The 22710-nt window shown below is 65.8% G+C and carries 22 protein-coding genes and 1 tRNA gene; 10 read left to right on the top strand and 13 right to left on the bottom strand.

The window, feature by feature from the left end; genetic code table 11:
* Positions 1-2 precede the first annotated feature (2 nt).
* Positions 3-740, bottom strand: a complete 738-nt coding sequence (locus WHH00_RS07525) for a zinc ribbon domain-containing protein (protein WP_406637776.1) — start codon at positions 738-740, stop codon at positions 3-5.
* Between the two features lie 112 nt (positions 741-852).
* Positions 853-1827 (bottom strand): Nif3-like dinuclear metal center hexameric protein, encoded by a 975-nt coding sequence (locus WHH00_RS07520; protein WP_406638524.1) that lies wholly within the window; start codon positions 1825-1827, stop codon positions 853-855.
* Between the two features lie 110 nt (positions 1828-1937).
* On the opposite strand from WHH00_RS07520, the gene msrA reads away from it, so the two are divergent.
* From msrA to epsC, 3 genes are all read left to right on the top strand, one after another.
* Positions 1938-2462, top strand: coding sequence for a peptide-methionine (S)-S-oxide reductase MsrA (msrA, locus tag WHH00_RS07515; protein WP_406637774.1), 525 nt, complete (start codon positions 1938-1940; stop codon positions 2460-2462).
* 64 nt (positions 2463-2526) lie between these two features.
* On the top strand, positions 2527-3462 hold the full coding sequence (gene cysK, locus WHH00_RS07510) for a cysteine synthase A (RefSeq protein WP_406637772.1): 936 nt from the start codon (positions 2527-2529) through the stop codon (positions 3460-3462).
* Between the two features lie 39 nt (positions 3463-3501).
* Positions 3502-4086, top strand: a complete 585-nt coding sequence (gene epsC / locus WHH00_RS07505) for a serine O-acetyltransferase EpsC (RefSeq protein ID WP_231457722.1) — start codon at positions 3502-3504, stop codon at positions 4084-4086.
* A 109-nt stretch (positions 4087-4195) separates the two neighbouring features.
* On the opposite strand, the gene gndA is transcribed toward epsC, so the two are convergent.
* Positions 4196-5632: an NADP-dependent phosphogluconate dehydrogenase gene (gene gndA, locus WHH00_RS07500; RefSeq protein ID WP_231457721.1), complete on the bottom strand. Its 1437-nt coding sequence runs from the start codon at positions 5630-5632 to the stop codon at positions 4196-4198.
* A gap of 200 nt (positions 5633-5832) precedes the next feature.
* Between gndA and WHH00_RS07495 the strand changes: the two genes are divergently transcribed.
* Positions 5833-6558: an FCD domain-containing protein gene (locus WHH00_RS07495; protein ID WP_350002538.1), complete on the top strand. Its 726-nt coding sequence runs from the start codon at positions 5833-5835 to the stop codon at positions 6556-6558.
* Between the two features lie 217 nt (positions 6559-6775).
* On the opposite strand, the gene WHH00_RS07490 is transcribed toward WHH00_RS07495, so the two are convergent.
* The 5 genes from WHH00_RS07490 to WHH00_RS07470 form a co-directional block, all read right to left on the bottom strand.
* On the bottom strand, positions 6776-7066 hold the full coding sequence (locus tag WHH00_RS07490; RefSeq protein ID WP_231457719.1) for a hypothetical protein: 291 nt from the start codon (positions 7064-7066) through the stop codon (positions 6776-6778).
* Positions 7067-7224: 158 nt separating this feature from the next.
* Positions 7225-7297: transfer RNA gene (locus WHH00_RS07485), tRNA-Val, on the bottom strand.
* A 111-nt stretch (positions 7298-7408) separates the two neighbouring features.
* Positions 7409-8329 (bottom strand): NAD-dependent protein deacetylase, encoded by a 921-nt coding sequence (locus WHH00_RS07480; protein ID WP_406637768.1) that lies wholly within the window; start codon positions 8327-8329, stop codon positions 7409-7411.
* Positions 8330-8335: 6 nt separating this feature from the next.
* Positions 8336-8830: a peroxiredoxin gene (locus WHH00_RS07475; protein WP_406637766.1), complete on the bottom strand. Its 495-nt coding sequence runs from the start codon at positions 8828-8830 to the stop codon at positions 8336-8338.
* Entirely contained in the window at positions 8827-9246 is a 420-nt protein-coding gene (locus WHH00_RS07470) for a DUF3052 domain-containing protein (protein ID WP_231457716.1), read from the bottom strand. Before WHH00_RS07470 ends, WHH00_RS07475 begins: the two co-directional genes overlap by 4 nt.
* A gap of 426 nt (positions 9247-9672) precedes the next feature.
* Between WHH00_RS07470 and aceE the strand changes: the two genes are divergently transcribed.
* The 6 genes from aceE to WHH00_RS07440 all read left to right on the top strand — a co-directional run bounded on the left by aceE (position 9673) and on the right by WHH00_RS07440 (position 17657).
* Positions 9673-12414 carry a pyruvate dehydrogenase (acetyl-transferring), homodimeric type gene (gene aceE, locus WHH00_RS07465; protein WP_406637764.1) on the top strand — a complete coding sequence of 914 codons (2742 nt, stop codon included), beginning with the start codon at positions 9673-9675 and terminating at the stop codon, positions 12412-12414.
* Between the two features lie 153 nt (positions 12415-12567).
* A complete protein-coding gene (locus tag WHH00_RS07460) occupies positions 12568-13812 on the top strand; it encodes a PucR family transcriptional regulator (protein ID WP_406637762.1) in 1245 nt (414 codons plus the stop codon).
* A gap of 88 nt (positions 13813-13900) precedes the next feature.
* Positions 13901-14830, top strand: coding sequence for an ACP S-malonyltransferase (locus tag WHH00_RS07455; RefSeq protein WP_406637760.1), 930 nt, complete (start codon positions 13901-13903; stop codon positions 14828-14830).
* Complete coding sequence (locus WHH00_RS07450) at positions 14827-15888, top strand: beta-ketoacyl-ACP synthase III (RefSeq protein WP_406637758.1); 1062 nt, start codon at positions 14827-14829, stop codon at positions 15886-15888. The genes WHH00_RS07455 and WHH00_RS07450 overlap by 4 nt, the downstream gene beginning before the upstream one ends.
* Positions 15889-15967: 79 nt before the next feature.
* The gene (locus tag WHH00_RS07445) at positions 15968-16213 is read left to right on the top strand and encodes an acyl carrier protein (RefSeq protein ID WP_009359314.1); all 246 of its coding nucleotides are present in this window, start codon (positions 15968-15970) and stop codon (positions 16211-16213) included.
* 208 nt (positions 16214-16421) lie between these two features.
* Complete coding sequence (locus tag WHH00_RS07440) at positions 16422-17657, top strand: beta-ketoacyl-[acyl-carrier-protein] synthase family protein (RefSeq protein WP_406637756.1); 1236 nt, start codon at positions 16422-16424, stop codon at positions 17655-17657.
* A gap of 91 nt (positions 17658-17748) precedes the next feature.
* On the opposite strand, the gene WHH00_RS07435 is transcribed toward WHH00_RS07440, so the two are convergent.
* The 5 genes from WHH00_RS07435 to WHH00_RS07415 form a co-directional block, all read right to left on the bottom strand.
* A complete protein-coding gene (locus WHH00_RS07435) occupies positions 17749-18252 on the bottom strand; it encodes a DUF3145 domain-containing protein (RefSeq protein WP_231457285.1) in 504 nt (167 codons plus the stop codon).
* A 241-nt stretch (positions 18253-18493) separates the two neighbouring features.
* A complete protein-coding gene (locus tag WHH00_RS07430) occupies positions 18494-19420 on the bottom strand; it encodes a tyrosine recombinase XerC (RefSeq protein ID WP_406637754.1) in 927 nt (308 codons plus the stop codon).
* 108 nt (positions 19421-19528) lie between these two features.
* A complete protein-coding gene (gene dprA / locus WHH00_RS07425) occupies positions 19529-20719 on the bottom strand; it encodes a DNA-processing protein DprA (RefSeq protein WP_406637752.1) in 1191 nt (396 codons plus the stop codon).
* 11 nt (positions 20720-20730) lie between these two features.
* Positions 20731-22275 carry a YifB family Mg chelatase-like AAA ATPase gene (locus WHH00_RS07420; RefSeq protein ID WP_406637750.1) on the bottom strand — a complete coding sequence of 515 codons (1545 nt, stop codon included), beginning with the start codon at positions 22273-22275 and terminating at the stop codon, positions 20731-20733.
* Positions 22276-22632, bottom strand: a complete 357-nt coding sequence (locus WHH00_RS07415) for a YraN family protein (protein ID WP_406637748.1) — start codon at positions 22630-22632, stop codon at positions 22276-22278.
* Positions 22633-22710 lie beyond the last annotated feature (78 nt).

Genomic DNA, 22710 nt, shown 5'->3' with positions numbered 1-22710 from the left:
GGTCAGGCCCACTCTTCGGAGCGGACCAGGATTGCGCCGGAGTCCGGGCAAAAGACGATGTCGTCGGCAGCCGCGGCTTTGATTTCGGCGAGGTCGCCCGGGCTGAGCTTCATGCCGGACGCCTCGGAGGTGCCATGGAAGAGCCTGGCGGCGCCCACTCCGCGCCTGGCCAATGTCTTTTCGTAGATGGCCAGCATGCCGGGCTCGAGGCCGGCGGCGAATTCGGTGCGCTGGGCGCGAAGTCCGCTGGCTTCAGCCTCCACAGTGGCCAGTTCCGCGTCCAGCTCGGAGCGGATGGTACCGAAGGATCCCTGGATGTCGTCCACAATCCCCTGCTGCCGGGCCTGGGTGGCCCGCAGGGAATCAAGGCGCTCCATCACCTCGAGTTCAATGTCCTCCAGGTCCGAGCGCCGTTTGTTGAGCGAGGCGATGTCCTTTTGGAGGGCCACCAGGTCCTTGGACAGGCCGGTGCCGCTGTTCAGCCGGGCCTCATCCCGCTGGATGCGCGAGGCAACCTGTTCCACGTCCGCCTCGGCGCGCTTGAGTTCGGCTTCGGCGTCGTGGACGGCCACTTTCGCCGCGCCGAGCTCACCGTTGGCCACGGAGAGGGCAGCTTCCAGGTCCTTGATCCGCGGATCGTTTTCCAGCGCGCGGCGGCGGTTCGCGAGCGACTTCAGTTTGGCATCCAGCCCCTGCAGTCCAAGCAACTTCAACTGTTCCGCCGGTGCTGCCTTCGCCACTGTTACCTCCGCTTGATCCCTTCCGGCCGGAGCCGGGCGCCTGGACGGCGCTTCCTAGACTCTAGCGCCTGCCCTGCTCCCCCGCCTCGCCGCTTACCCAGCGGCTCCGGGCTTAGCCCGGGGTAAGGATGAAGTCCCAGGGATCGCTGTTGGTGGTGCTGACCCGGATTTCGACGTCGTGGCCCTGGTCGGCGAGGACGTTGCCCAGCGCGGCTGCGGCAGCAGGCAGCCACAGCCACTCGCTGGCGAAGTGCGAAACGTCAATCAGGTAGGGCCTTCCGTTCAGGGAAGCCTCCCGCGCCTCCGACGCCGGATGGTGGCGGAGGTCCGCGGTGACGTAGACATCTGCGTTGCTGGCCCGGACCTCGTTGAAGAGCGAGTCCCCCGCGCCGCCGCAGACGGCGATGCGCCGCACCAGACCGTCCTTGTCGCCGGACACCCGCACTCCCCCTGCCACGGAAGGCAGGATGCCAAACACCCGGGCTGCGAAGTCCCCCAGGCTGACGGCCTCGGGCAGGTCCCCTACCCGCCCGATGCCCTCCTCCGGCAGACCGTTTGCTGCCACCGTGAGCGGGGCCGCGTCCTGCAGGCCCAGGGCGTCGGCCAGGACATCGGAAACGCCGCCGACGGCAGAATCACCGTTGGTGTGGACCGTCAGGAGGGCTGTGCCGGACTCGATCAACCGGTGGACCGCACGGCCTTTAGGCGTGGTGGCAGCGACGGTGGTGACACCCTTCAGCAGCAGCGGATGGTGGGTAATCAGAAGTTCGGCGCCCCACTCCACGGCTTCTTCGATGACTTCCAGGGTGGGGTCCACGGCGAACATGACCTTCGTGACAGGAGCGGAGGGGTGTCCGGCGACCAGCCCCACCTCGTCCCAGTTCTCCGCCAGGGATTCGGGCCACAGTTCCTCCACAGCCAGGAGCATCTCGCCCAAGGTGGGCGCCTGGGGCTGCCTGACGGCGGCGTCCTTGCCGGCCTCGTCCTTGCCAGCCTCGTCACTGGCGGCCGCCTCCCTGCCGGAAGGGGCCTCGCCGCCGCGAGGCCCGCCGTCGTGATTCTCAGGGCCGGTAACGTCGGTGTCCACAGGTTCCATAGTCTTAGTTTTACCCCATGGCACCGTCCGCGCCGCACGTTGACAGGCGGCGCCCGCGGCGTCCGGGGAATCATCCGGCGCCCCCAACCATTGAAGAGGTCATGAAAACTTTTGTTTTAGGCGGAGGCTGCTTCTGGTGCCTCGACGCTGTCTACCAGAAGACCAAGGGTGTCAGCGCTGTGGTGTCCGGCTACACCGGCGGCCATGATCCCAACCCCGACTACTACTCCGTGTGCAACGGCACCACCGGTCACGCCGAGGTGGTGGCTGTGACGTTCGACGAGGAGATCATCCCGGAAGAGGTGGTCCTTGACATGTTCTTTGCCCTGCACGATCCCACAACGCTGAACCGCCAGGGCTATGACGTGGGAACCCAGTACCGTTCCTCGATGTTCTACGAGACCACAGAGGAGAAGATACTTTTCGAGGAAGCGATTGACCGCAACCAGGCGCTGTGGGCCCATCCGATTGTCACGGAGGTCAGCCGGCTGCCGCGCTTCCATGTGGCGGAGGAGTTCCACCAGAACTACTACGCCAAGCATCCCGAGCAGGGGTACTGCCAGGTGATCATCAACCCCAAACTCGCCAAGGCCCGGAAATATTACTCTGCATGGCTTAACGCTTAGCCACCGTTACGCGGCCTCGTTAGGCTGACCTCAGTATTCACCCTTCAGAGATAGGCGTATGTACATGGCACGGATCTATGACGATGTAACCCAGCTGGTCGGCGGCACGCCTCTGGTCAAGCTGAACCGGCTCAGCGAGGGGCTGGATGCCACCGTCGCCGTCAAGCTTGAGTTCTACAACCCGGCCAACAGCGTCAAGGACCGTATCGGTGTGGCAATCGTCGACGCCGCGGAGAAGTCGGGTGCATTGAAGCCCGGCGGGACCATTGTTGAAGGCACCTCCGGAAACACGGGCATCGCCCTGGCCATGGTGGGCGCAGCCCGCGGCTACAAGGTCATCCTGACTATGCCGGAGACCATGTCCACCGAGCGCCGCGTTATGTTGCGCGCCTTCGGTGCGGAGATCGTCCTGACCCCCGGCTCCGAGGGAATGCGCGGCGCCGTGGAGAAGGCCCAGGAGATCGTGGCCAACACGGAAAACTCCATTTGGGCCCAGCAGTTCGCCAACGAAGCCAACCCCGAGATCCACCGCACCACCACGGCGGAGGAAATCTGGGCTGACACCGACGGCGCCGTGGACATCTTCGTTGCGGGCGTCGGCACCGGCGGAACCGTCACCGGCGTCGGCCAGGTCCTGAAGGAACGCAAGCCCGGCGTCCAGATCGTGGCGATCGAGCCCAAGGACTCCGCAATCCTGAACGGCGGCGCACCCGGCCCGCACAAGATCCAGGGCATCGGGGCCAACTTCGTCCCGGAAATCCTGGACACCAACGTCTACGACGAGGTCCTGGACGCCACCCTTGAGGACTCGGTCCGCGTGGCCCGCGAGCTTGGCGTCAAGGAGGGCATCCTTGGCGGCATCTCTTCCGGCGCCATCGTCTGGGGCGCCCTGGAGCTGGCGAAGCGCCCCGAGAACACGGGCAAGCTGATCGTTGCCATTGTCTGCGACTTCGGCGAGCGTTACATCTCCACCGTGCTCTATGACGACATCCGCGGCTGATCAGGCCGCCCTTCGCCCGTTTCCTGTAGAAAGAACTCTGTGGGCTTTTTCGCAAGACTGAAGGAAGACCTCGACGCCGCCCGGTCCCACGACCCGGCGGCTCGAGGTTCTTTCGAGAACTTTTTCGCTTACTCCGGGCTGCATGCCATCTGGATCCACAGGCTGACGCACAGGCTGTGGCAGGATCCGGCACTGCGTTTTCCGGCGCGCCTGCTCTCGCAGCTCGGCCGGTTCCTGACCGGGATCGAGATCCATCCGGGCGCAACCATCGGCCGCCGCTTCTTCATCGATCACGGAATGGGCGTGGTCATCGGGGAAACTGCCGAAATCGGTGAGGACGTGATGATCTACCACGGGGTCACCCTTGGCGGCCGGTCACTCGCGCGGATCAAACGCCACCCCACCATCGGCGACCGCGTGACCATCGGCGCGGGAGCGAAGATCCTGGGCCCGATCACCATCGGCCGGGACAGCGCCGTGGGTGCCAACGCCGTGGTGGTCAAGGACGCGCCGCCGGAATCGATCGTCACCGGCGTTCCCGCGAAGTGGCGCCACCGTGACGCCCAGCGCGAGACCAAGCCTGCGGTGGACCCGGCGGAATACGACATCGAATACCGCATCTGACGGTAGCGGCCGGCCCTTGGGCCGTCCGCAACAAGCTGCACACGAAGAAAAGGCGGGCAGTTCCCGGATCACCGGAAACTGCCCGCCTCTTGCATACCTGCAGCGGAACCTAGTGGGTGTCTACTGCTTCGATTTCGGACTTGTCCTCGCCCCAAAGGGTGTGGAACGTGCCTTCTGCATCGACACGGCCGTAGGTGTGGGCACCGAACAGGTCACGCTGGCCCTGGATGAGGGCTGCGGCAACGCGCTTGCGGCGCAGGCCATCGTAGTAGGCCAGCGAGGAGGAGAAGACCGGGACCGGAATTCCCAGCTGGACCGCGGTGGCCACCACGCGGCGCCAGGCGGGAAGGGCTGCGGCAATGGCTTCCGTGAAGGCCGGAGCAAACAGCAGGTTTGCCGGCTTCTCGTCAGCGGCGTAGGCCTTGGTGATGTCCTTGAGCAGTTCGGCGCGGATGATGCAGCCGGCCCGCCACAGGGAGGCGATCTCGTCCAGCTTCAGGTCCCAGTTGTATTCCTTGGCTGCGGAGGTGAGCATGTCCAGGCCCTGGGCGTAGGACACCAGCTTGGAGGCGTAGAGCGCCTGGCGGACGTCTTCAACGAAGGTTTCGGGGATTTCGACGTCGGCCTCATTGCCTGCCAGCAGTTCCTGGCCGAGCTTGCGCTGGGCTGCCTGGGAGGAGAGCGCGCGGGCGAACACGGATTCGGCGATGCCGGAGACCGGGGAACCGAGTTCCAGTGCGGAGATGACGGTCCAGCGGCCGGTACCCTTCTGGCCAGCGGCGTCCACCACAACGTCCACGAACGGCTTGCCGGTTTTGGCGTCCACGTGGCCCAGGACCTCGGCGGAGATCTCGATCAGGAAGGAGGACAGCTCGCCCTTGTTCCATTCTGTGAAGATCTTGGCCTGCTCCGCGGGCTCGATGCCGGCTCCGGAACGAAGCAGGTCGAAGGCTTCGCCGATGACCTGCATGTCAGCGTATTCGATGCCGTTGTGGACCATCTTGACGAAGTGGCCGGCGCCGTCGGTGCCCACCCAGGCGCAGCACGGCTCGCCGTCGACCTTTGCGGAGATCTTTTCCAGCAGCGGGCCCAGTGCCTTGTAGGACTCCTTGGAACCGCCGGGCATGATGGACGGTCCGTTAAGGGCGCCCTCCTCGCCGCCGGAAACACCGACGCCTACGAAGTGCAGGTCCTTCTTGGCCAGGGCGGCTTCCCGGCGGCGGGTGTCCTCGTAGTGGGAGTTTCCCGCGTCGATGATGATGTCGCCGGGCTCCAGGAGGGGTTCAAGCTGCTCGATCACGGAGTCAACCGGCTTGCCGGCCTTCACCATGATGAGTACCCGGCGGGGCTTCTCGAGGGAGTCCACCAGTTCCTGCAGGGTTTCGGTGCGGATGAACTCGCCATCCGTTCCGTGCTTGGCCAGCAGGGCGTCCGTCTTTTCGACTGAGCGGTTGTGCAGGGCGACCGTGAAGCCGTTCCGGGCCAGGTTGCGGGCCAGGTTGGCGCCCATCACCGCTAGGCCGGTGACACCGATGTGTGCAGACATAAAAACTCCAATTCGTACTGTGCGATGGATGTGCAGTGGCTTCCAGTGCGCGGAAGCACGATGCAGACCGAGGGTCTGAATAAAGCATATATATTCCTGAGGTCACAGGAAAGTAACGCCCACGTAATGGAACAGAATGTGTCGCCGGCCGTCAAGGACTGCTCCTTTCCCACCCACCTGTTCCCACTAGGCTTAGCTGCATGACCAGCAGCCTGCACCACCGTGCCATTGAGAACCTGGGCACGCGCATTATCTCGGGCGAGCTTCCTGCCGGTCACATCATGCTGGCCGAAAAGCTGGAGGCTGAGCTCAAGGTCTCGCGCTCTGTGGTCCGCGAGGCCGTCAGGGTACTGCAGTCCCTGGGCCTCGTGGAAACCACCAAGCGGGTGGGTATCCGGGTACTCCCGCCGAGCCGCTGGAACCCTTTCGACCCGCAGGTGATCCGGTGGCGTCTTGCCAGCAACGCGCGGGGTGCACAGTTGCGCTCCCTTGCCGAACTGCGCTCCGCCGTGGAGCCTGCCGCTGCCGAACTTGCCGCCCAGAATGCCCCCGCGCCGCTGCGGCTGGAGCTTGTGGACGTCGCCCATGCAATGCGCGACGCCGGCCAAAGGGGGGAAGTGCCACGCTTCCTTGAGCTGGATATCCAGTTCCATTCGCTGCTGCTCTCCGGGTCCGGCAATGAGATGTTTGCGAACCTCTCGGGGCAGGTGGCCGAAACACTGACCGGCCGGACGGTGCATGGACTGATGCCGGACCATCCGCACGAGGCTGCACTGCAATGGCACGTGGACGTGGCGGAGGCAATTGCCCGGGGCGACGCCGGCGCCGCCCGCGAGGCCTCCGACAAGATCATGAGGCGGACAATGTCGCAGATGTCCGACACCTGGACGGAACAGCCCCGGGTTTTCATCCCCGTGAACCGCTGACCCGGTCCGCGGTCGGAGCATCGACCCGCTGCGCCATTCCCAACTCATAGCCGGGTTGGATGCGGGCCACAGCAGGAAACGACTTTTTGTTTCCGTAAGTTCACGGTATATTCAATTCAGGCCCTCCACCGCGGCATCCCCCAATAGTCGCGGTGGAGGGTTTTCCATTGCGGTTTTCCATTGCTTTGGCGGGCCTGTTCCGGCCGGCGGGCCTCCACTAGGCGGCATCCGCAACCGACTCCCGAAGCCGCCAGCCACCGCCCAGCCCGTCCCGTTCCAGGAGCATGGTGGTGAGGGCCGACCCCGCGTTCCTGCCCAGCCGTACCTGGAGCTGGAGGACCTCGACGTCCACCCTGCTGAACCCTTTGGGCATGCGGCGGCGCGTCTCCCACCAGTTGACGCGCTCGAACCACCTCACCGGCTCGGCACCCACGGCCCATTCCCTGCCACTGCTGAGCACCGCCGTCGGCCTGCCGTCAGTGCCTGTCCTTACAATCACGTGTTCCATGCCTGCAACCTATGGCAGGGGGCCGACATTCAGCCCGAGGGAACGCCCGCGAGGCAAAGCCCGCGAGGCAAAGCCCGCGAGGGAAAAACCAGAGTAGGTGCGGGGCAACAAAAAACCCCGCAGCTTCCGCCTGAAGGCGGAAACTGCGGGGTTTGCGGTGGGTCCTACCGGGATCGAACCGATGACATCCACGGTGTAAACGTGGCGCTCTACCAGCTGAGCTAAAGACCCATTACTGCCGGATCAGGCGCTGCTGCGCCCTGACCAACGAACATAGACTCTACCCGACGCCGGGCATAAAGTGCGAATCGGCGCGCCCGCCCTCCCCATTCCACTGTCCGGCTATACCGGTGGGAGCTCGGCGGCGAGCCAGGTCAGCGATTCGCTGACGCCCGCTTCAAGCTTGACGGTCGCTTTGTCGTCCCCGCGCGTGGCCCCACGGTTGATGATGACCACCGGCTTGCCGTCCTTCGACGCGTGCCTGACAAACCGGAGGCCGCTCATTACCGTGAGGGAGGAGCCGGCGACCACAAGCGCAGCGGCGTCGTCGACCATCCGATACGACATTTCAACCCTGTCCTTGGGCACGTTCTCCCCGAAGTACACAAAGTCCGGCTTCAGCGTTCCTCCGCAGGCGGGGCACACAGCAACAACGAAGCTGCTGATCAGGGCCTGGTCCTCCACGGTTGAATCGGCATCCGGCGCCATTTCCACCAGGCCGGATTCCTTCGCCCGGTCAAGGAATCCCGGGTTCAGCTCCTCCAGCATTGCTGCGAGCAGGCGGCGGGAGTAGGTCCGTCGGCAGTCCAGGCACACTATCTGGTCATACCTTCCATGGAGGTCCACCACATTGACGCTTCCGGCGTCCTGGTGGAGCCGGTCCACGTTCTGTGTAATGAGGCCCGTCAGGTGTCCACGGCGTTCCAGCTCTGCAGCGGCACGGTGCCCTTGGTTGGGATCAGCGTGGCGGAGGTGTGACCATCCGATGTGGTTCCGTGCCCAGTAACGCTGTCGGTTCGCGGCAGCCTTGACGAACTCCTGGTAGGTCATCGGTGTCCGCGGCGGCGAGCCCGGCCCGCGGTAGTCCGGAATGCCCGAGTCCGTGCTCAGGCCCGCACCGGTCAGGAGGGCGAACCGGGCACCTGCCAGCAGGTCCCTGATCCGGACCAGGACCTCGAGCTCATCGGCGGAAGGCAGGGCGGTGGGAACGGGCGGCATGCTGGCGAAGCCCGTGAGGCCCACACCGTGCCGCCGCTCAGCCATGATCCGTCAGGCCTTTTCCAGCCCGGCCAGTGCCTTGCGGTACTCGCCGAGGTCCCGGGCCTGGCCGCGCGGGTTCACCACGGTGTAGCGGATGCTTCCGCTGGCATCGATGATGAATGTGCCCCGTTGCGCCATCCCGCTTTCGGGGTCGAAGACGCCGTAGAGGCTGGCGGCAGCGCCGTGGGGCCAGAAATCCGCCAGCAGGTCGAAGGTGTACCCCTCCTGCTCGGCGTAGGCCCGCAGGGTGAACTTACTGTCAACCGAGACCGCGAGGACAACTGCGTTCGTGTCTTCGAACAGGGCCAGGTTGTCCCTGATCTCACAGAGTTCGCCGGTGCAGATACCGGAGAAGGCAAAGGGGTAGAACACCAAAACCACGTTCTGGCCGCGAAAGGCGGACAACCTGACCGGCTCGCCGTACTGGTTGACCAGTTCAAAGTCGGGTGCCGCACCGCCAACGGCGGGGACGGCAACGGAGGCAGCGGCAAGCGCTGCCGTCACTTGTTCTTCCTGCTCACCAGCCGCGTTGCGCTCCAGTCCTTGGACACGCCTGCAGACGTCGTCACGTGCAGCCCGGCGGTCGGCGCTGCCTCCTGGATGTCCGCCGGGGAGACGTATCCAGTCCTTCCGGACTTCGGGGTCAGGACCCAGACAACACCGGTTTCGCTCAGTGTGGTCAGCGAATCCATCAGGCTGTCCACCAGGTCCCCGTCGCCGTCGCGCCACCAGAAAACGACGGCGTCCGCCACTTCATGGTCGTCCTCGTCCAGCAGCTCGGAACCCGTGAGGTCCTCAATATCGTCACGCAAGTCGAAATCGACGTCGTCGTCGTAACCGAACTCCTGAATCAGATCCCCATTCTTGAAACCCAATTTTTCCGCCACATTTACCGAAGTGGCGGCGTCGGCCTCGCTCACGTGTACCTCCAATGCCTTTTACGCGCAGTGCGCATAGTGATTTCCATTACTCCCAGCCAACACCCTTTGTGCCTGAGCTTCAAGCTGCCGCCCCCGCGATGCGGCATATTCTGCGTCACATCAGGATCCGCCAACCCGCAGCACAGCGGCTTTTCGTCACACAACCAGTATGACGGCGAAATACAACCGAGCCGCCCAAGCCGCGGCTACGCATCGCGTTGGGGACAGAGTTAGAGTGGCAGGTGACAACTATGCCTGCGGGGCAACAACCCTGTAACTCCAATGCAGACGTAGGAATGCTAGGACCCTGCCCGGCACACATGACCGGGCTGTTGTAACCGATACGTCGCACACGGCGTATGTACGCCGGGCGGTCACCCTGCCCGGCCTGAGTGCGCCATCAATGCGCGCAAAGAGAGGTTGGACGTGGCTGCAGGAGAAGATACCTCCCATATCCTCAGCGGGTTGACTAACCAGCTGCCTGATCGTGATCCGGAAGAGACTGCCGAGTGGGTTGAGTCCCTGGATTCGTTGATCAGGGAACAGGGCACTGAGCGTGCCCAATTCATCATGCGGAGCCTGCTGCAGCGTGCGGGTGCGCAGAGCGTCGGGGTGCCGATGGTGACCACCACCGATTACGTGAACACGATCCCGGTGGACCAGGAAGCCGAGTTCCCCGGGAACGAGGAGTACGAGCGCCGCTACCGGGCGTACATGAGGTGGAACGCCGCTGTGATGGTCCACCGTGCGCAGCGGGCGAACATCGGTGTGGGCGGGCATATCTCCACCTACGCCGGGGCCGCGACCCTGTATGAGGTCGGCTTCAACCACTTCTTCCGCGGCAAGGACCACCCCGGCGGCGGGGACCAGGTCTTCTTCCAGGGCCACGCCTCCCCCGGCATGTACGCCCGAGCGTTCATGGAAGGCCGCCTTTCGGAGGAGGACCTGGACGGGTTCCGGCAGGAAAAGTCCAAGGAAGGCCACGCGCTCTCCTCCTACCCGCACCCGCGGCTGATGCCGCACTTCTGGGAGTTCCCCACCGTGTCCATGGGCATCGGGCCGATGAACGCGATCTACCAGGCCCAGTCCAACCGGTACCTGCACAACCGCGGCCTGAAAGACACCTCCGACCAGCAGGTCTGGGCGTTCCTGGGCGACGGGGAAATGGACGAGCCCGAATCCCGCGGCCTGCTCCAGCTCGCCGCGAACGAGAACCTGGACAACCTGAACTTCGTCATCAACTGCAACCTCCAGCGCCTGGACGGCCCGGTCCGCGGCAACGGCAAGATCATGCAGGAACTCGAAGCGTTCTTCCGCGGCGCGGGCTGGAACGTGATCAAGGTCGTCTGGGGCCGGGAATGGGATGACCTGCTCGCCCGCGACACCGACGGGTCGCTGGTGAAGATCATGAACGAAACCCCCGACGGGGACTACCAGACGTACAAGGCCGAATCCGGCGGGTTCGTCCGCGAGCACTTCTTCGGGAAGGACCCGGCCACCAAGGACCTCGTCGCGGACCTCACCGATGACCAGATCTGGAACCTCAAACGCGGCGGCCACGACTACCGCAAGGTCTACGCCGCGTACAAGGCAGCGACCGAATTCAAGGGCAAACCCACCGTCATCCTCGCCAAAACCGTCAAGGGCTACGGCCTCGGGCCGCACTTCGAGGGCCGCAACGCGACCCACCAGATGAAGAAACTCACCCTGGACGACCTGAAGAAGTTCCGCGACCACCTGCGGATCCCCATCACGGATGACCAGCTCGAAAACGACCTGTACCAGCCCCCGTACTACCACCCCGGCACGGACGCCCCGGAGATCAAGTACATGATGGAACGCCGTGCAGCCCTGGGCGGCGCGGTCCCTGAACGCCGGTCCAAGCACGCCGAGATCACCCTGCCCGACGCCAAGTCCTACGAGGTCGCCAAACGCGGCTCCGGCAAACAGCAGGCCGCCACCACCATGGCCTTCGTGCGCCTGCTCAAGGACCTGATGCGGGACAAGAATTTCGGCAAGCACATCGCCCCGATCATCCCGGACGAGGCCCGGACCTTCGGGATGGACGCGTTCTTCCCCACCGCGAAGATCTACAACCCCAAGGGACAGAACTACCTCTCGGTGGACCGCGACCTGGTCCTGGCCTACAAGGAATCCGCCCAGGGCCAGCTGATCCACCCCGGCATCAACGAAGCCGGCGCCGTGGCAGCGTTCACCGCCGCCGGCACCGCCTACGCCACCCACGGCGTGCCCCTGGTCCCGGTCTACGTCTTCTACTCCATGTTCGGCTTCCAGCGCACCGGCGACGCGTTCTGGGCAGCCGCGGACCAGATGACCCGCGGGTTCATCATCGGCGCCACCGCAGGACGGACCACCCTCACCGGCGAAGGACTCCAGCACGCCGACGGCCACTCCCCGCTGCTGGCCTCCACCAACCCCGCCGTGATCACCTACGACCCCGCCTACGGGTACGAAATGGGCCACATCATCCGCGACGGCCTCGAACGCATGTACGGGCCGGACTCGGAGGACCGGAACCTGATGTACTACCTCACCGTGTACAACGAGCCCATCACCCAGCCGGCCGAACCGGAGGAACTGGACGTCGAGGGTGTTATCAAGGGCATCTACCTTCTTGCCCCGGCGAAGATTGACGGTCCGCGGACCCAGATCCTGGCCTCCGGCGTCTCCGTCCCCTGGGCCCTCGAGGCCCAGCGGATCCTCGCCGAAGACTGGTCGGTCTCCGCCGACGTCTGGTCCGTGACCTCCTGGAACGAACTGCGCCGCGACGGACTCGCCGCCGAAGAGGAAGCCTTCCTCAACCCCGGCGAGCCCGCCCGCGTCCCCTTCGTCACCCAGCAACTCGAAGGAGCCACCGGACCCGTCGTCGCAGTCTCCGACTACATGAAAGCCGTCCCCGACCAGATCCGCCAGTTCGTCCCCAACGAATTCGCCACCCTCGGCGCCGACGGCTTCGGCTTCTCCGACACCCGCGCAGCAGCCCGCCGCTTCTTCAAGAACGACACCCACTCCATCGTGGTGCGTTCACTGGAGATGCTCGCCCGCCGCGGCGAGGTGGATGTCCAGGCTCCGATCAAGGCGATTGAGAAGTACAGGCTTCACAACGTCAATGCGGGCACCACGGGCAACGCCGGCGGCGAGGCCTAGCCTGTTCGCTGAGTAAAGACGCGACGGCGGCTCCCTCCGAAAGGCGGGGGCCGCCGTCGTCCGTTAAGGCCCTGGGCCATGTGACGCAGGGCAAACCGGATTGTAGCCTTTGCACAAATGGAGGTTGCGGGACGGTGGCCGTATGCTCAAAGAATGCCAGCACCCGCCACCCCGTCCGCCAAGCGCAAACCGTCCACTCCGGGGGTCACTCCGGAGAAGTCGGAGACCCTCAAGAAACTGCGGGCAAACGTGGGCCAGTTGTCCACCACCACCATGCGCGAGCTGGAAAAGTCCCTGCCGTGGTACAGCCGGCTCAGCTCGGACGAACGCTCCGCGCTGGGCATGGTGGCACAAAACGGCATTGCGGCCTTCGTCACCTGGTACGAGAGGCCCAGCTCCCCGTCATGGATCCTGACCGACGTCTTTGGGACGGCACCCACCGAACTCACGCGCTCGATCAGCCTTCAGAAAGCGCTGCAGTTGATCAGGATCGTGGTGGAGGTGGTGGAGGACCAGGTGCCGGTCATTGCGCCGGAGGCTGACCAGCCGTCCCTCCGTGAAGCCGTATTGCGCTACTCAAGGGAGGTCGCCTTCGCTGCCGCCGACGTCTACGCGCGCGCCGCGGAATCCCGCGGGTCCTGGGATACCCGCCTTGAGGCCCTGATCGTCGACGCCATCCTCCGCGGCGAGAACACGGACGCTTTGCGCTCCAGGATCGCAGCGCTGGGCTGGAAAGCCCAGGAGCGCTTCACGGTGATGGTGGGCAACTCCCCTTCGGAGCCCAGTGCCAGCTACGTCAGCGAATTGCGCCGGATGGCCGGCCGGTACGCGGAGGACGCCCTGGTAGGCATCCAGGGCGACAGGCTCATCCTCATCCTGGGTGGAGTGCAGGACAGGGAAACCGCGTATGTGAAGCTCAGCGAAATGTTTGCTCCCGGCCCCGTGGTCTACGGCCCCGAGGCCGGTTCGCTGCTGGAAGCCAGCGGGTCCGCGCAGTCCGCCTTCGCCGGCCTGACCGCGGCGAGGGCATGGCCGTCCGCCCCGCGTCCCGTGGCTGCCGACGATTTGCTGCCCGAACGCGTCATTTCCGGGGACGACGCCGCCCGCCGTTCACTGGTCAAGAACATCTACCGCCCCTTGCTGGCCGCGTCCAACGGGCTGGTTGAAACCCTGGGCACCTACCTGGAACTGGGGCATTCGCTGGAGGCGACCGCGCGGGAACTCTTCGTTCACGCGAACACTGTGCGGTACCGTTTGAAGCGCGTCTGCGACGTCACGGGCTGGGATCCGCTTCTGCCGAGGGAGGCCTTCGTATTGCAGGCCGCACTGGTTGTAGGCCGGCTTTCGACGCCACCGAAAGCTGCGGCCGAGCGCCAGCCGTCCCGGAATCAGCCCTGAGGCGTTGTAGACTTCCTACAACCTGACCCCGTGAGCTTGGTGCGGACAAACACCGCTGAATCACACAGTAATTTGGAAAGCTGGATACGTGCTTGCAATAGTCTGCCCTGGACAGGGCTCACAGACCCCGGGTTTTCTGGCCCCCTGGCTGGAACTGCCCCCGGTGGCAGGCCAGCTGGCCTCCCTCAGCGACATCGCAGGCATTGACCTGATCGCCCACGGGACTACCTCGGACGAAGAAACCATCAAGGACACTGCCGTAGCGCAGCCCCTTATCGTTGCCGCCGGCCTGGTTGCGGCCGCGTCCCTGTTCGATGTTGAACTCGGCTCCCTTCCGGTCATCCTGGCAGGCCACTCCGTTGGTGAGATCACCGCCTCCGCCCTTGCCGGCGTCCTCACCGAGCAGGAGGCCATGACCTTCGTCCGCGAGCGTGCCAACAGCATGGCCGCAGCCGCAGCCGTCACCCCCACCGGCATGAGCGCAGTGGTGGGCGGCGACCCCGCCGAGGTCCTGGCGGCCATCACGGCCACGGGCGCCACCCCGGCCAACGTCAACGGCGCCGGCCAGACCGTTGCCGCCGGCACCTTTGACCAGCTGAAGGCCCTTGCCGAGAACCCGCCGGCCAAGGCCCGGGTTATTCCCCTGAAGGTGGCGGGCGCGTTCCACACCAGCCACATGGCTCCCGCAGTCAGTGCCCTCAAGGCCCTGGAACCGCAGCTTAAGCCGCAGGCACCGAAGGTGCCGCTGCTGTCCAACTTCGACGGCGGTGAAGTCACCGACGGCCACGCCGCCGTCGAAAGCCTCATTGCGCAGGTGTCACGCCCCGTCCGCTGGGACCGGTGCATGGAGACGATGGTTGCACGGGGCGTCACCGGCGTCATTGAACTCGCTCCTGCCGGCACGCTTGCCGGCCTCGCCAAGCGGGGCATGCCCGGCGTCAAAACCGTTGCGGTCAAAACCCCGGACGACCTTTCCGCCGCACTGGCGCTTTTCGCAGAACTGGAGGGCAACGCATGAGCGTCCCCACGCTGAAACAGGCCCCGATTCAGGAGCACACCCGGATCCTCGGCCTGGGAGCCTACCGGCCGGATGTCATCGTCACCAACGAGGACGTCTGCCAGTGGATCGACTCCTCTGACGAATGGATCCGCCAACGCACCGGCATCGTGACCCGGCACCGGGCACCGGCCGGGGTGAGCGTCATCGACATGGCCGAGGGCGCTGCCCTGGAGGCCATGGAAAAGGCCGGCATTCAGGCCTCGGACCTGGGCGCTGTCATCGTCTCCACCGTGACGCATCCCTACGCCACGCCTTCTGCCGCGGCCGCCCTGGCTGACCGCCTCGGCGCCACCCCCGCGCCGGCCTTTGACATCTCCGCGGCCTGCGCCGGCTACTGCTACGGCATTGCCCAGGGCGACGCCCTGGTCCGGTCAGGCGCAGCCAAGTATGTCCTGGTGGTTGGCGCGGAGAAGTTGTCAGACGTCATCGACAACCGCGAACGCACCATCTCCTTCCTGCTCGGGGACGGTGCCGGCGCCGTCGTCATCGGCCCCTCCGAAACTCCCGGAATCGCGCCTTCGGTCTGGGGGTCGGACGGCAGCAAGTGGGACGCCATCGGAATGACCCGTTCCATGCTCGATGTCCGGGACCTTGGCCTGGCTGCCCGGCAGTCGGACTCGACAGGGGACCTTGCCCTGCTCGAGGAAGCCCAGGAACTGTACCCCACCCTTCGCCAGGACGGCCAGACCGTCTTCCGCTGGGCCGTGTGGGAAATGGCGAAGGTGGCCCAGCAGGCCATGGACGCCGCCGGCGTGCAGGCGGAGGACCTCGTGGCCTTCATCCCACACCAGGCCAACATGCGCATTATCGACGAGATGGTCAAGAAGCTGAAGCTGCCCGAGACGGTTACAGTGGCACGGGACATCGCCGATGCGGGGAACACCTCCGCAGCGTCCATCCCGTTGGCCACCCACCGCCTGCTGGCCGAAAAGCCGGAGCTGAGCGGCGGACTTGCCCTCCAGATCGGTTTCGGCGCCGGGCTTGTCTTCGGCGCCCAGGTAGTTGTCCTTCCTTAGGAACGCCCCAACAGGCCGCAACCGCGTCCTGAACCATTTCCGGCAGCCCCTGCCGGCAATACAAGAAAAGGAGCCATCAATGGCTAGCAACGAAGAGATCCTGGCCGGCTTGGCTGAAATCGTCAATGAAGAAACCGGCCTGGCCCCCGAGGCCGTGGAGCTGGACAAGTCCTTCACCGAGGACCTGGACATCGACTCCATCTCCATGATGACCATTGTGGTCAACGCAGAAGAGAAGTTCGGCGTGCGCATCCCGGACGAAGAGGTCAAGAACCTCAAGACCGTCGGCGACGCCGTCAGCTTTATCGCCGGAGCACAGGCCTAGCCAAGGCTTCCGCCGTTCATCGGCATGGCAGGGCTGCCGGTCCGGACGACCGGGCCGGCAGCCCGCCGCATTTTTCCGGCATCCAGCCCTGCACGCCAGCGTTCCTCCGGCGCTGTCCTTGGCAGCGTTGTTGCTTGCAGCAGGATGCCGATCATCAACACGCGGGACCTCCGGCAGACGGATTCCCCACCGACGAAAGAGTGATCCCATGACACGCAAAGTAGTCATTACCGGTCTGGGCGCCACCACGCCCATTGGCGGCGATGTACCCACGATGTGGAACAACGCGCTCAAGGGGGTCTCCGGTGCCCGCACCCTGGAGGACGACTGGGTAGCCAAGTACGAGCTTCCCGTCCACTTCGCCGCGCGCTGCAGCACCCCCGCCCTGGAGGTCCTCAGCCGCGTCGAGGCCAAGCGGATGGACCCGTCCACGCAGTTCGGCGTCATCGCAGCCCGCGAAGCCTGGGCCGATTCCGGCATCACGGACTTCGACAAGGACAGGCTCGCTGTTGCCTTCGCCACCGGCATCGGCGGTGTCTGGACACTGCTTGATGCCTGGGACACCCTCAAGGAAAAAGGCCCCCGCCGGGTCCTCCCCATGACCGTTCCCATGCTGATGCCCAACGGTGTTGCCGCAGCCGTCAGCCTGGACCTCGGCGCCCGCGCCGGCGCACACACCCCCGTTTCCGCCTGCGCGTCCGGCACCGAAGCCCTCCACCTTGGGCTCGACCTGATCCGCTCAGGCAAGGCCGACGTGGTCATGTGCGGCGGCGCCGAAGCGGCCATCCACCCGATGCCCCTCGCAGCCTTCGCCTCCATGCAGGCACTCTCCCGCCGGAATGACGACCCGCAGGGCGCCTCCCGCCCCTACGACACGGGCCGCGACGGCTTTGTCATGGGTGAAGGTGCAGGCGCCCTGGTCCTCGAAGCCGAGGAGCACGCCCTGGCACGCGGAGCGCGCATCTACGGTGAACTGGCGGGAACGTCCGTCACGGCCGATGCGTACCACATCACCGCTCCAGACCCCGCGGGCCTCGGTGCCACCCGTGCACTGAAGGCCGCAATGTTCGATGGCAGGATCCAGCCGGAGGACGTGGTGCACGTGAACGCGCACGCCACCTCAACCCCCGTTGGCGACAAGCCCGAGTACACCGCCCTCCGGGCCGCACTGGGCAGCCACGTGGACAACGTAGCCGTATCCGCAACAAAGTCCCAGATGGGGCACCTCCTGGGCGCATCCGGTGCCGTGGAGGCCGTACTGACGGTGTTGGCTGTTTACGACCGGAAGGCGCCTGTCACCATCAACCTGGAAAACCAGGACCCGGAGATCCCGCTCGACGTGGTTACCTCGGCGCGCGACCTGCCTGCCGGAAACATCGTGGCCCTCAGCAACTCGTTCGGCTTCGGTGGCCACAACGCCGTCATCGCGGTCCGCAGCGTCTGATCTTCAGAACGTTGTACCGCCTACAGGAGGAGGCCCCGCCGTTTCGGCGGGGCCTCCTCTTTGCTATGGAGAAACGTACGGTCGACGGCGGTCAGCCCACCTGGTGGAGCCAACGGACAGGCGCGCCTTCAGCGGCGTGCCGGAACGGCTCCAGCTCCTCATCCCAGGCTTCGCCGAGGGCGAGGGAGAGCTCGTGGTAGACAGCTGCGGGATCGCCGGCGCCCGATTCGTAGGCGTAACGGATCCTGTCCTCGGAGACCATGATGTTGCCGTGCACGTCGGTGACAGCGTGGAAGATGCCCAGCTCGGGGGTGTGCGACCAGCGGCCGCCGTCGACACCCTGGCTCGGCTCTTCCGTGACCTCATAGCGAAGATGCGCCCATCCCCGCAGGGATGACGCCAGCTTTGAGCCCGTACCGGGGGTACCGGTCCAGGACAGCTCTGCCCGGAACATTCCGGGCGCAGCAGGCTGCGGGGTCCACTCGAGGTCCGTCCGCTTATCCACGACGGATCCGATGGCCCACTCAACGTGGGGGCACAGAGCCGTAGGGGCCGAGTGAACGAACAGCACACCGCGGGTCATTGCAACAGACATTCCATCCTCCATAGCTCTAGGTACGTCTTCCCCAACGACCTCTGCCTGGATGGAACTGCCGTGCCTTGCACTGCGGCTGTGGTTCCTGCCTGCGTATTCAGATGTATCAGATAAAACAGTGTCCGGACTTGCTGTGGCGCAAAAAGCTGTGAGCTTCAAGCGGGACTTGAAAGTTGCCGGACGTGATTCTTATTGTGCCGTACGGCACCAAATTACGCCAGTGCGATTCCGGACCCCGGACCTATGCCCTGGGATGGGCCTGCTGGTAGCTCTTCCGCAGCCGGTCAACAGAGACGTGGGTATAGATCTGCGTGGTGGCGAGGCTGCTGTGGCCAAGGATTTCCTGGACTGCGCGCAGGTCGGCTCCGCCATCCAGCAGATGCGTGGCCGCTGAATGCCTGAGCGCGTGCGGGCCTGACGCGGAGGTGTCACCGAGCCCCGCAAAAAGGTGGTTGACCATGGCGCGGACCTGCCGCTGGTCCACCCGTCCGCCCCGGGCCCCCAGGAAGAGGGCCGGCCCGCTGTTGTCCCTGGCCAGCAGGGGCCGGCCGCGCCGCAGCCAGTCGTCCACGGCGACGGCCGCCGGAACACCATACGGGACAGTGCGTTCCTTGTTGCCCTTGCCTATGACTCGCAACGTCCGCCTGTCCGGGTCCAGGTCATCAATGTCCAGCCCCGCCAGTTCGCCCACCCGGATTCCGGTGGCGTAGAGCAGTTCCACGATGGCACGGTTCCGCAGGGCGAGCGGCGCACCCTCGGCCGCCGCTTCTTCCAGCGTTGCCAGCAGCCGGGTCAACTGACCGGCCTGCAGGACCCCCGGCAGGGACTGTTCGCGTTTCGGAGCCTTGAGCCGGAGGGCAGGATCGCTGGCAATACGTTCTTCCGCCAGGGCCCAGGCCGTGAAAACCCTGACGGAGGCAGACCGGCGGGCCAGCGTGCTGCGTGCCGCGCCGTCCTGGCTCTGGGCCCCGAGCCAGCGCCGGAGCGTCCCGAGTTCCAGGTCCTGGAGCCGGCTGGCGCCTTCGGCGGCAGCAGACTCCAGCAGGCCCAGCACATCACCCAGGTATCCACGGAGCGTGTGCGGTGAAACGGCACGTTCTGCGGAAAGATACCGCCCGAAGGCAGCAAGGGCCTCGCCAAGCTCCACAGGCAGGTGTTCATTCTCCACCCATCCACTGTCCCAGCTTCAGCATGGAAAGGACGGGTGACACGCTCCACTCCAGACGGTGCCTGCAACTTCCCGTGCAGGACGGCCCGCCCTTCCCGGCAGTACGCATCAGCCCGTTGCCTTGCCGCGTTTCCAGCCTCCCCGCTCTGAGACGGCCAGGCCCAGCAGGCCCAACCGGCCGAGACCGGCCCGGACTGACTCCTGGCCCAGGCCGGCCACCACTGACAGCTTTTCGACGGACGTGGTGGAGCGCAGCGGCAGCGCGTCCAGGAGGATCAGGTCCTCGAGCGTAAGGCCGTCCTGCACCGCAGCCGCCCCTTGGCGCGGATCAGGGAGGGCGGAGCCGCTAGGGCCGGCCAGCTCGGCAATCTCGGCAGCATCCGTAACGCAGACTGCTCCCCCGTCCCGCAGAAGCCGGTGGCATCCGGCTGAGTTGGCGCTATGCACCGAGCCCGGAACAGCCCCGACGGCACGTCCAAGGGTCTCCGCGTGGTGGGCGGTGTTCAACGCCCCGGACCGCCACCTGGCCTCGACCACCACGGTCACACCGGACAGTGCTGCAATGATGCGGTTACGCTGCAGGAACCGGTAACGGGTAGGCGCAGACCCTGGCGGAACCTCGGCCAGGACAGCGCCCTGGTTGCACACGGCCCGCAGGAGATCCTCGTTGCCTGAGGGATAGAACCGGTCCACTCCCCCTGCCATGACAGCAATGGTGGGAACCGTACCGGTTGCCCCCGCAAGGGCCGCACGGTGGGCATGCGCGTCGATCCCGTACGCACCACCCGAGACTACGGTGAAGCCGCGCTGGGCCAGCGAGTAGGCAAGATCACCGGTGACGGCGGCGCCGTAGCTGGTGCTGTCCCGTGAGCCAACGAGGGCTATGGACGTTGCCGCTCCGGGCAGCTGCTGTTCCTGTCCCCGCCACCAGAGGCAGATCGGCTCCTGGATTCCGAGGTCAGCCAGCTGGCTTGGCCACAATTCGTCCGACGGTATGATCAGCCGCCCGCCGAGGCGCGCCATGGTGGCCAGATCCCGCTCGGGAGCCAGGTCGGGTATGCGTGGTTGCCAACGCTTCAGGGAGGCGGCCATTCCAGCCCAGCCCGTGGTGGAACCATCGCCCGAAAGCAGCGCAGTGATCTCCTGCTCCAGCTCCGGACCGGCCGGAAGTTGGCCCGTGGCGATCCGCAGGGCGTCCACGGCCCCGGCCACCTGGACCAGGGCAAGGCCTGCAGCGTCCTGCGGTTCCATCAGGCGTGAGAGGGCGGCGCGTGAACGCCGCTCGATGTCCAGATGCATGGCTGTCTCCTTCATGCTGCAGCCGCCGCTGCCTGCCGAAGTCCCAGCGCCTGCCCGATGTCGTTCGTGTCCGGCTGCTCCCGGTACCCCAAGTCGGCGAGGGTCCATGCAAGCCGGAGTACGCGGTCATAGCCGCGCGCCGTCAGGACGCCGCGTTCCAGGGAATGGTCCAGGATGCGGGTGACTGCCGGTGCGAGCCGAAGCTCGCCCCGGAGGATGCGGCCGGGGATCTGCGCATTTGTTTCCAGCCCGTAGGGCGTCAGCCGCTCCCTCTGGCGGGCCCGTGCGCCCAGCACCCGCCGTGCGACGGTTGCGGTGTCTTCCTCGGCCACTGCCTGTCCGAAGTCGGCCAGGGAAACCCTTTCCACCTGCAGCTGGACGTCCACCCTGTCGAGGAGCGGGCCGGACATCCTGGCCATGTACCGCCGCCGCATCATGGGCGTGCAGGTGCAGTCGAGCCCTTTTCCGGAGGCCTTGCCGCAGGGGCAGGGATTCGCTGCGAGGACCAGCTGGAACCGTGCGGGATAGGCAGCGGTCCCGGCCGACCGGTGAATCACCAGTTCACCGCTTTCCAGGGGTTGGCGGAGGGCATCCAGCACCCGGCGCTCATACTCGGGTGCCTCATCGAGGAACAGGACGCCGCGGTGGGCGCGGGAGGCGGCTCCGGGCCGGGGAAGCCCCGAGCCTCCCCCGATAATCGCGGCGGCGGTTGCGGAATGGTGCGGACTTTCGAACGGTGGCCGCCGGAGCAGCTGCACCGATGACGATGGAAGTCCGCACAGCGAATGGATGGCCGTGACCTCCATGGACTCATGGTCCCCGAGATCCGGCAGGAGCCCGGGCAGTCGTTCGGCCAGCATGGTCTTGCCGGCACCGGGCGGGCCCGTCAGGAGCAGGTGGTGTGCCCCGGCGGCTGCGACTTCCAATGCGCGCCGGGCATCCCCCTGGCCGGAGACGTCAGCCATGTCAGGATAGGGGCCGGCTTCCGCACATGCGTCCCCGGCGCCGTCCGCGTCCTCGGGTTCGAAATCCAAGGCAAGCTCCTGGGGGTCCGCGCCGAAGTCCAGCGCCAGCCGGGCAAGGGTGCTGTATCCCCGCACGTGGGCATCAGGAACCAAGGACGCCTCGGCAAAGTTCGCCTGCGCCACCACGATGTCCGGATATCCGGCCTGCACCGCGGCCATCACCGCTGGAAGGATGCCGCGGACCGGGCGCAGCCGGCCGTCGAGTCCCAGCTCGGCAATAAACACCGTCCGCCCGGTGGGTTTGATGTCATTGGCGGCGCGGAGCACGGCCATGGTCACCGCCAGGTCGAATCCCGATCCCCGCTTGGGCAGGGAGGCCGGGATGAGGTTGGCGGTGATCTTCCGGCGGCTCAGGGGAATTCCGGAGTTCTTCGCGGCCGAGCGGATCCTTTCCTTGGCCTCGTTGAGGGAGGCGTCCGGCAGGCCGAGGAGCACGAAGGCCGGAAGGGTCTGGCCGATGTCAGCCTCGACCTCCACGATGTATCCGTTCAGCCCCACCAGTGCAATGGAGTAGGTGCGTCCCAGGGGCATTCAGCCCACCCCCCGAAGGTGCTCCACCAGGGGCGACCCGCCGCCGTCGTCAATCACCGCGATGACGTCAATGCGCCGCAGCGGCATCCTCAGCTCACGGTCCCGGCACCACGCGGCCCCGAGCCGGTGCAGCCGCGCCAGCTTGTCCGGGCTCACGGCTTCAAAGGGATGCCCGTAATCGAGGGTGCGGCGGGTTTTGACTTCGGCGATCACCAGGGCATCGCCGTCCAGCGCGACGATGTCTATTTCGCCCTCGGTGCAGCGCCAGTTGCGCTCCACCACAAGCATGCCAAGGGCTTCCAGGTAACCGGCGGCAAGGTCCTCGCCGTGCCGGCCCAACAGGTCTTTTGATTTCATGTCTACCTCCGCAACCAGCCTGGACCGGCTGGAACGCGAAGGACAGGACGGCCGCCCCCTATGTGGATGAACGCGGGC

It is taken from the genome of Pseudarthrobacter quantipunctorum (assembly GCF_045291495.1).
GTDB lineage: Bacteria > Actinomycetota > Actinomycetes > Actinomycetales > Micrococcaceae > Arthrobacter > Arthrobacter quantipunctorum.
The sequence above is the reverse complement of the archived record's forward strand: the minus strand, read 5'-3'. Positions and strand labels throughout refer to the sequence as shown.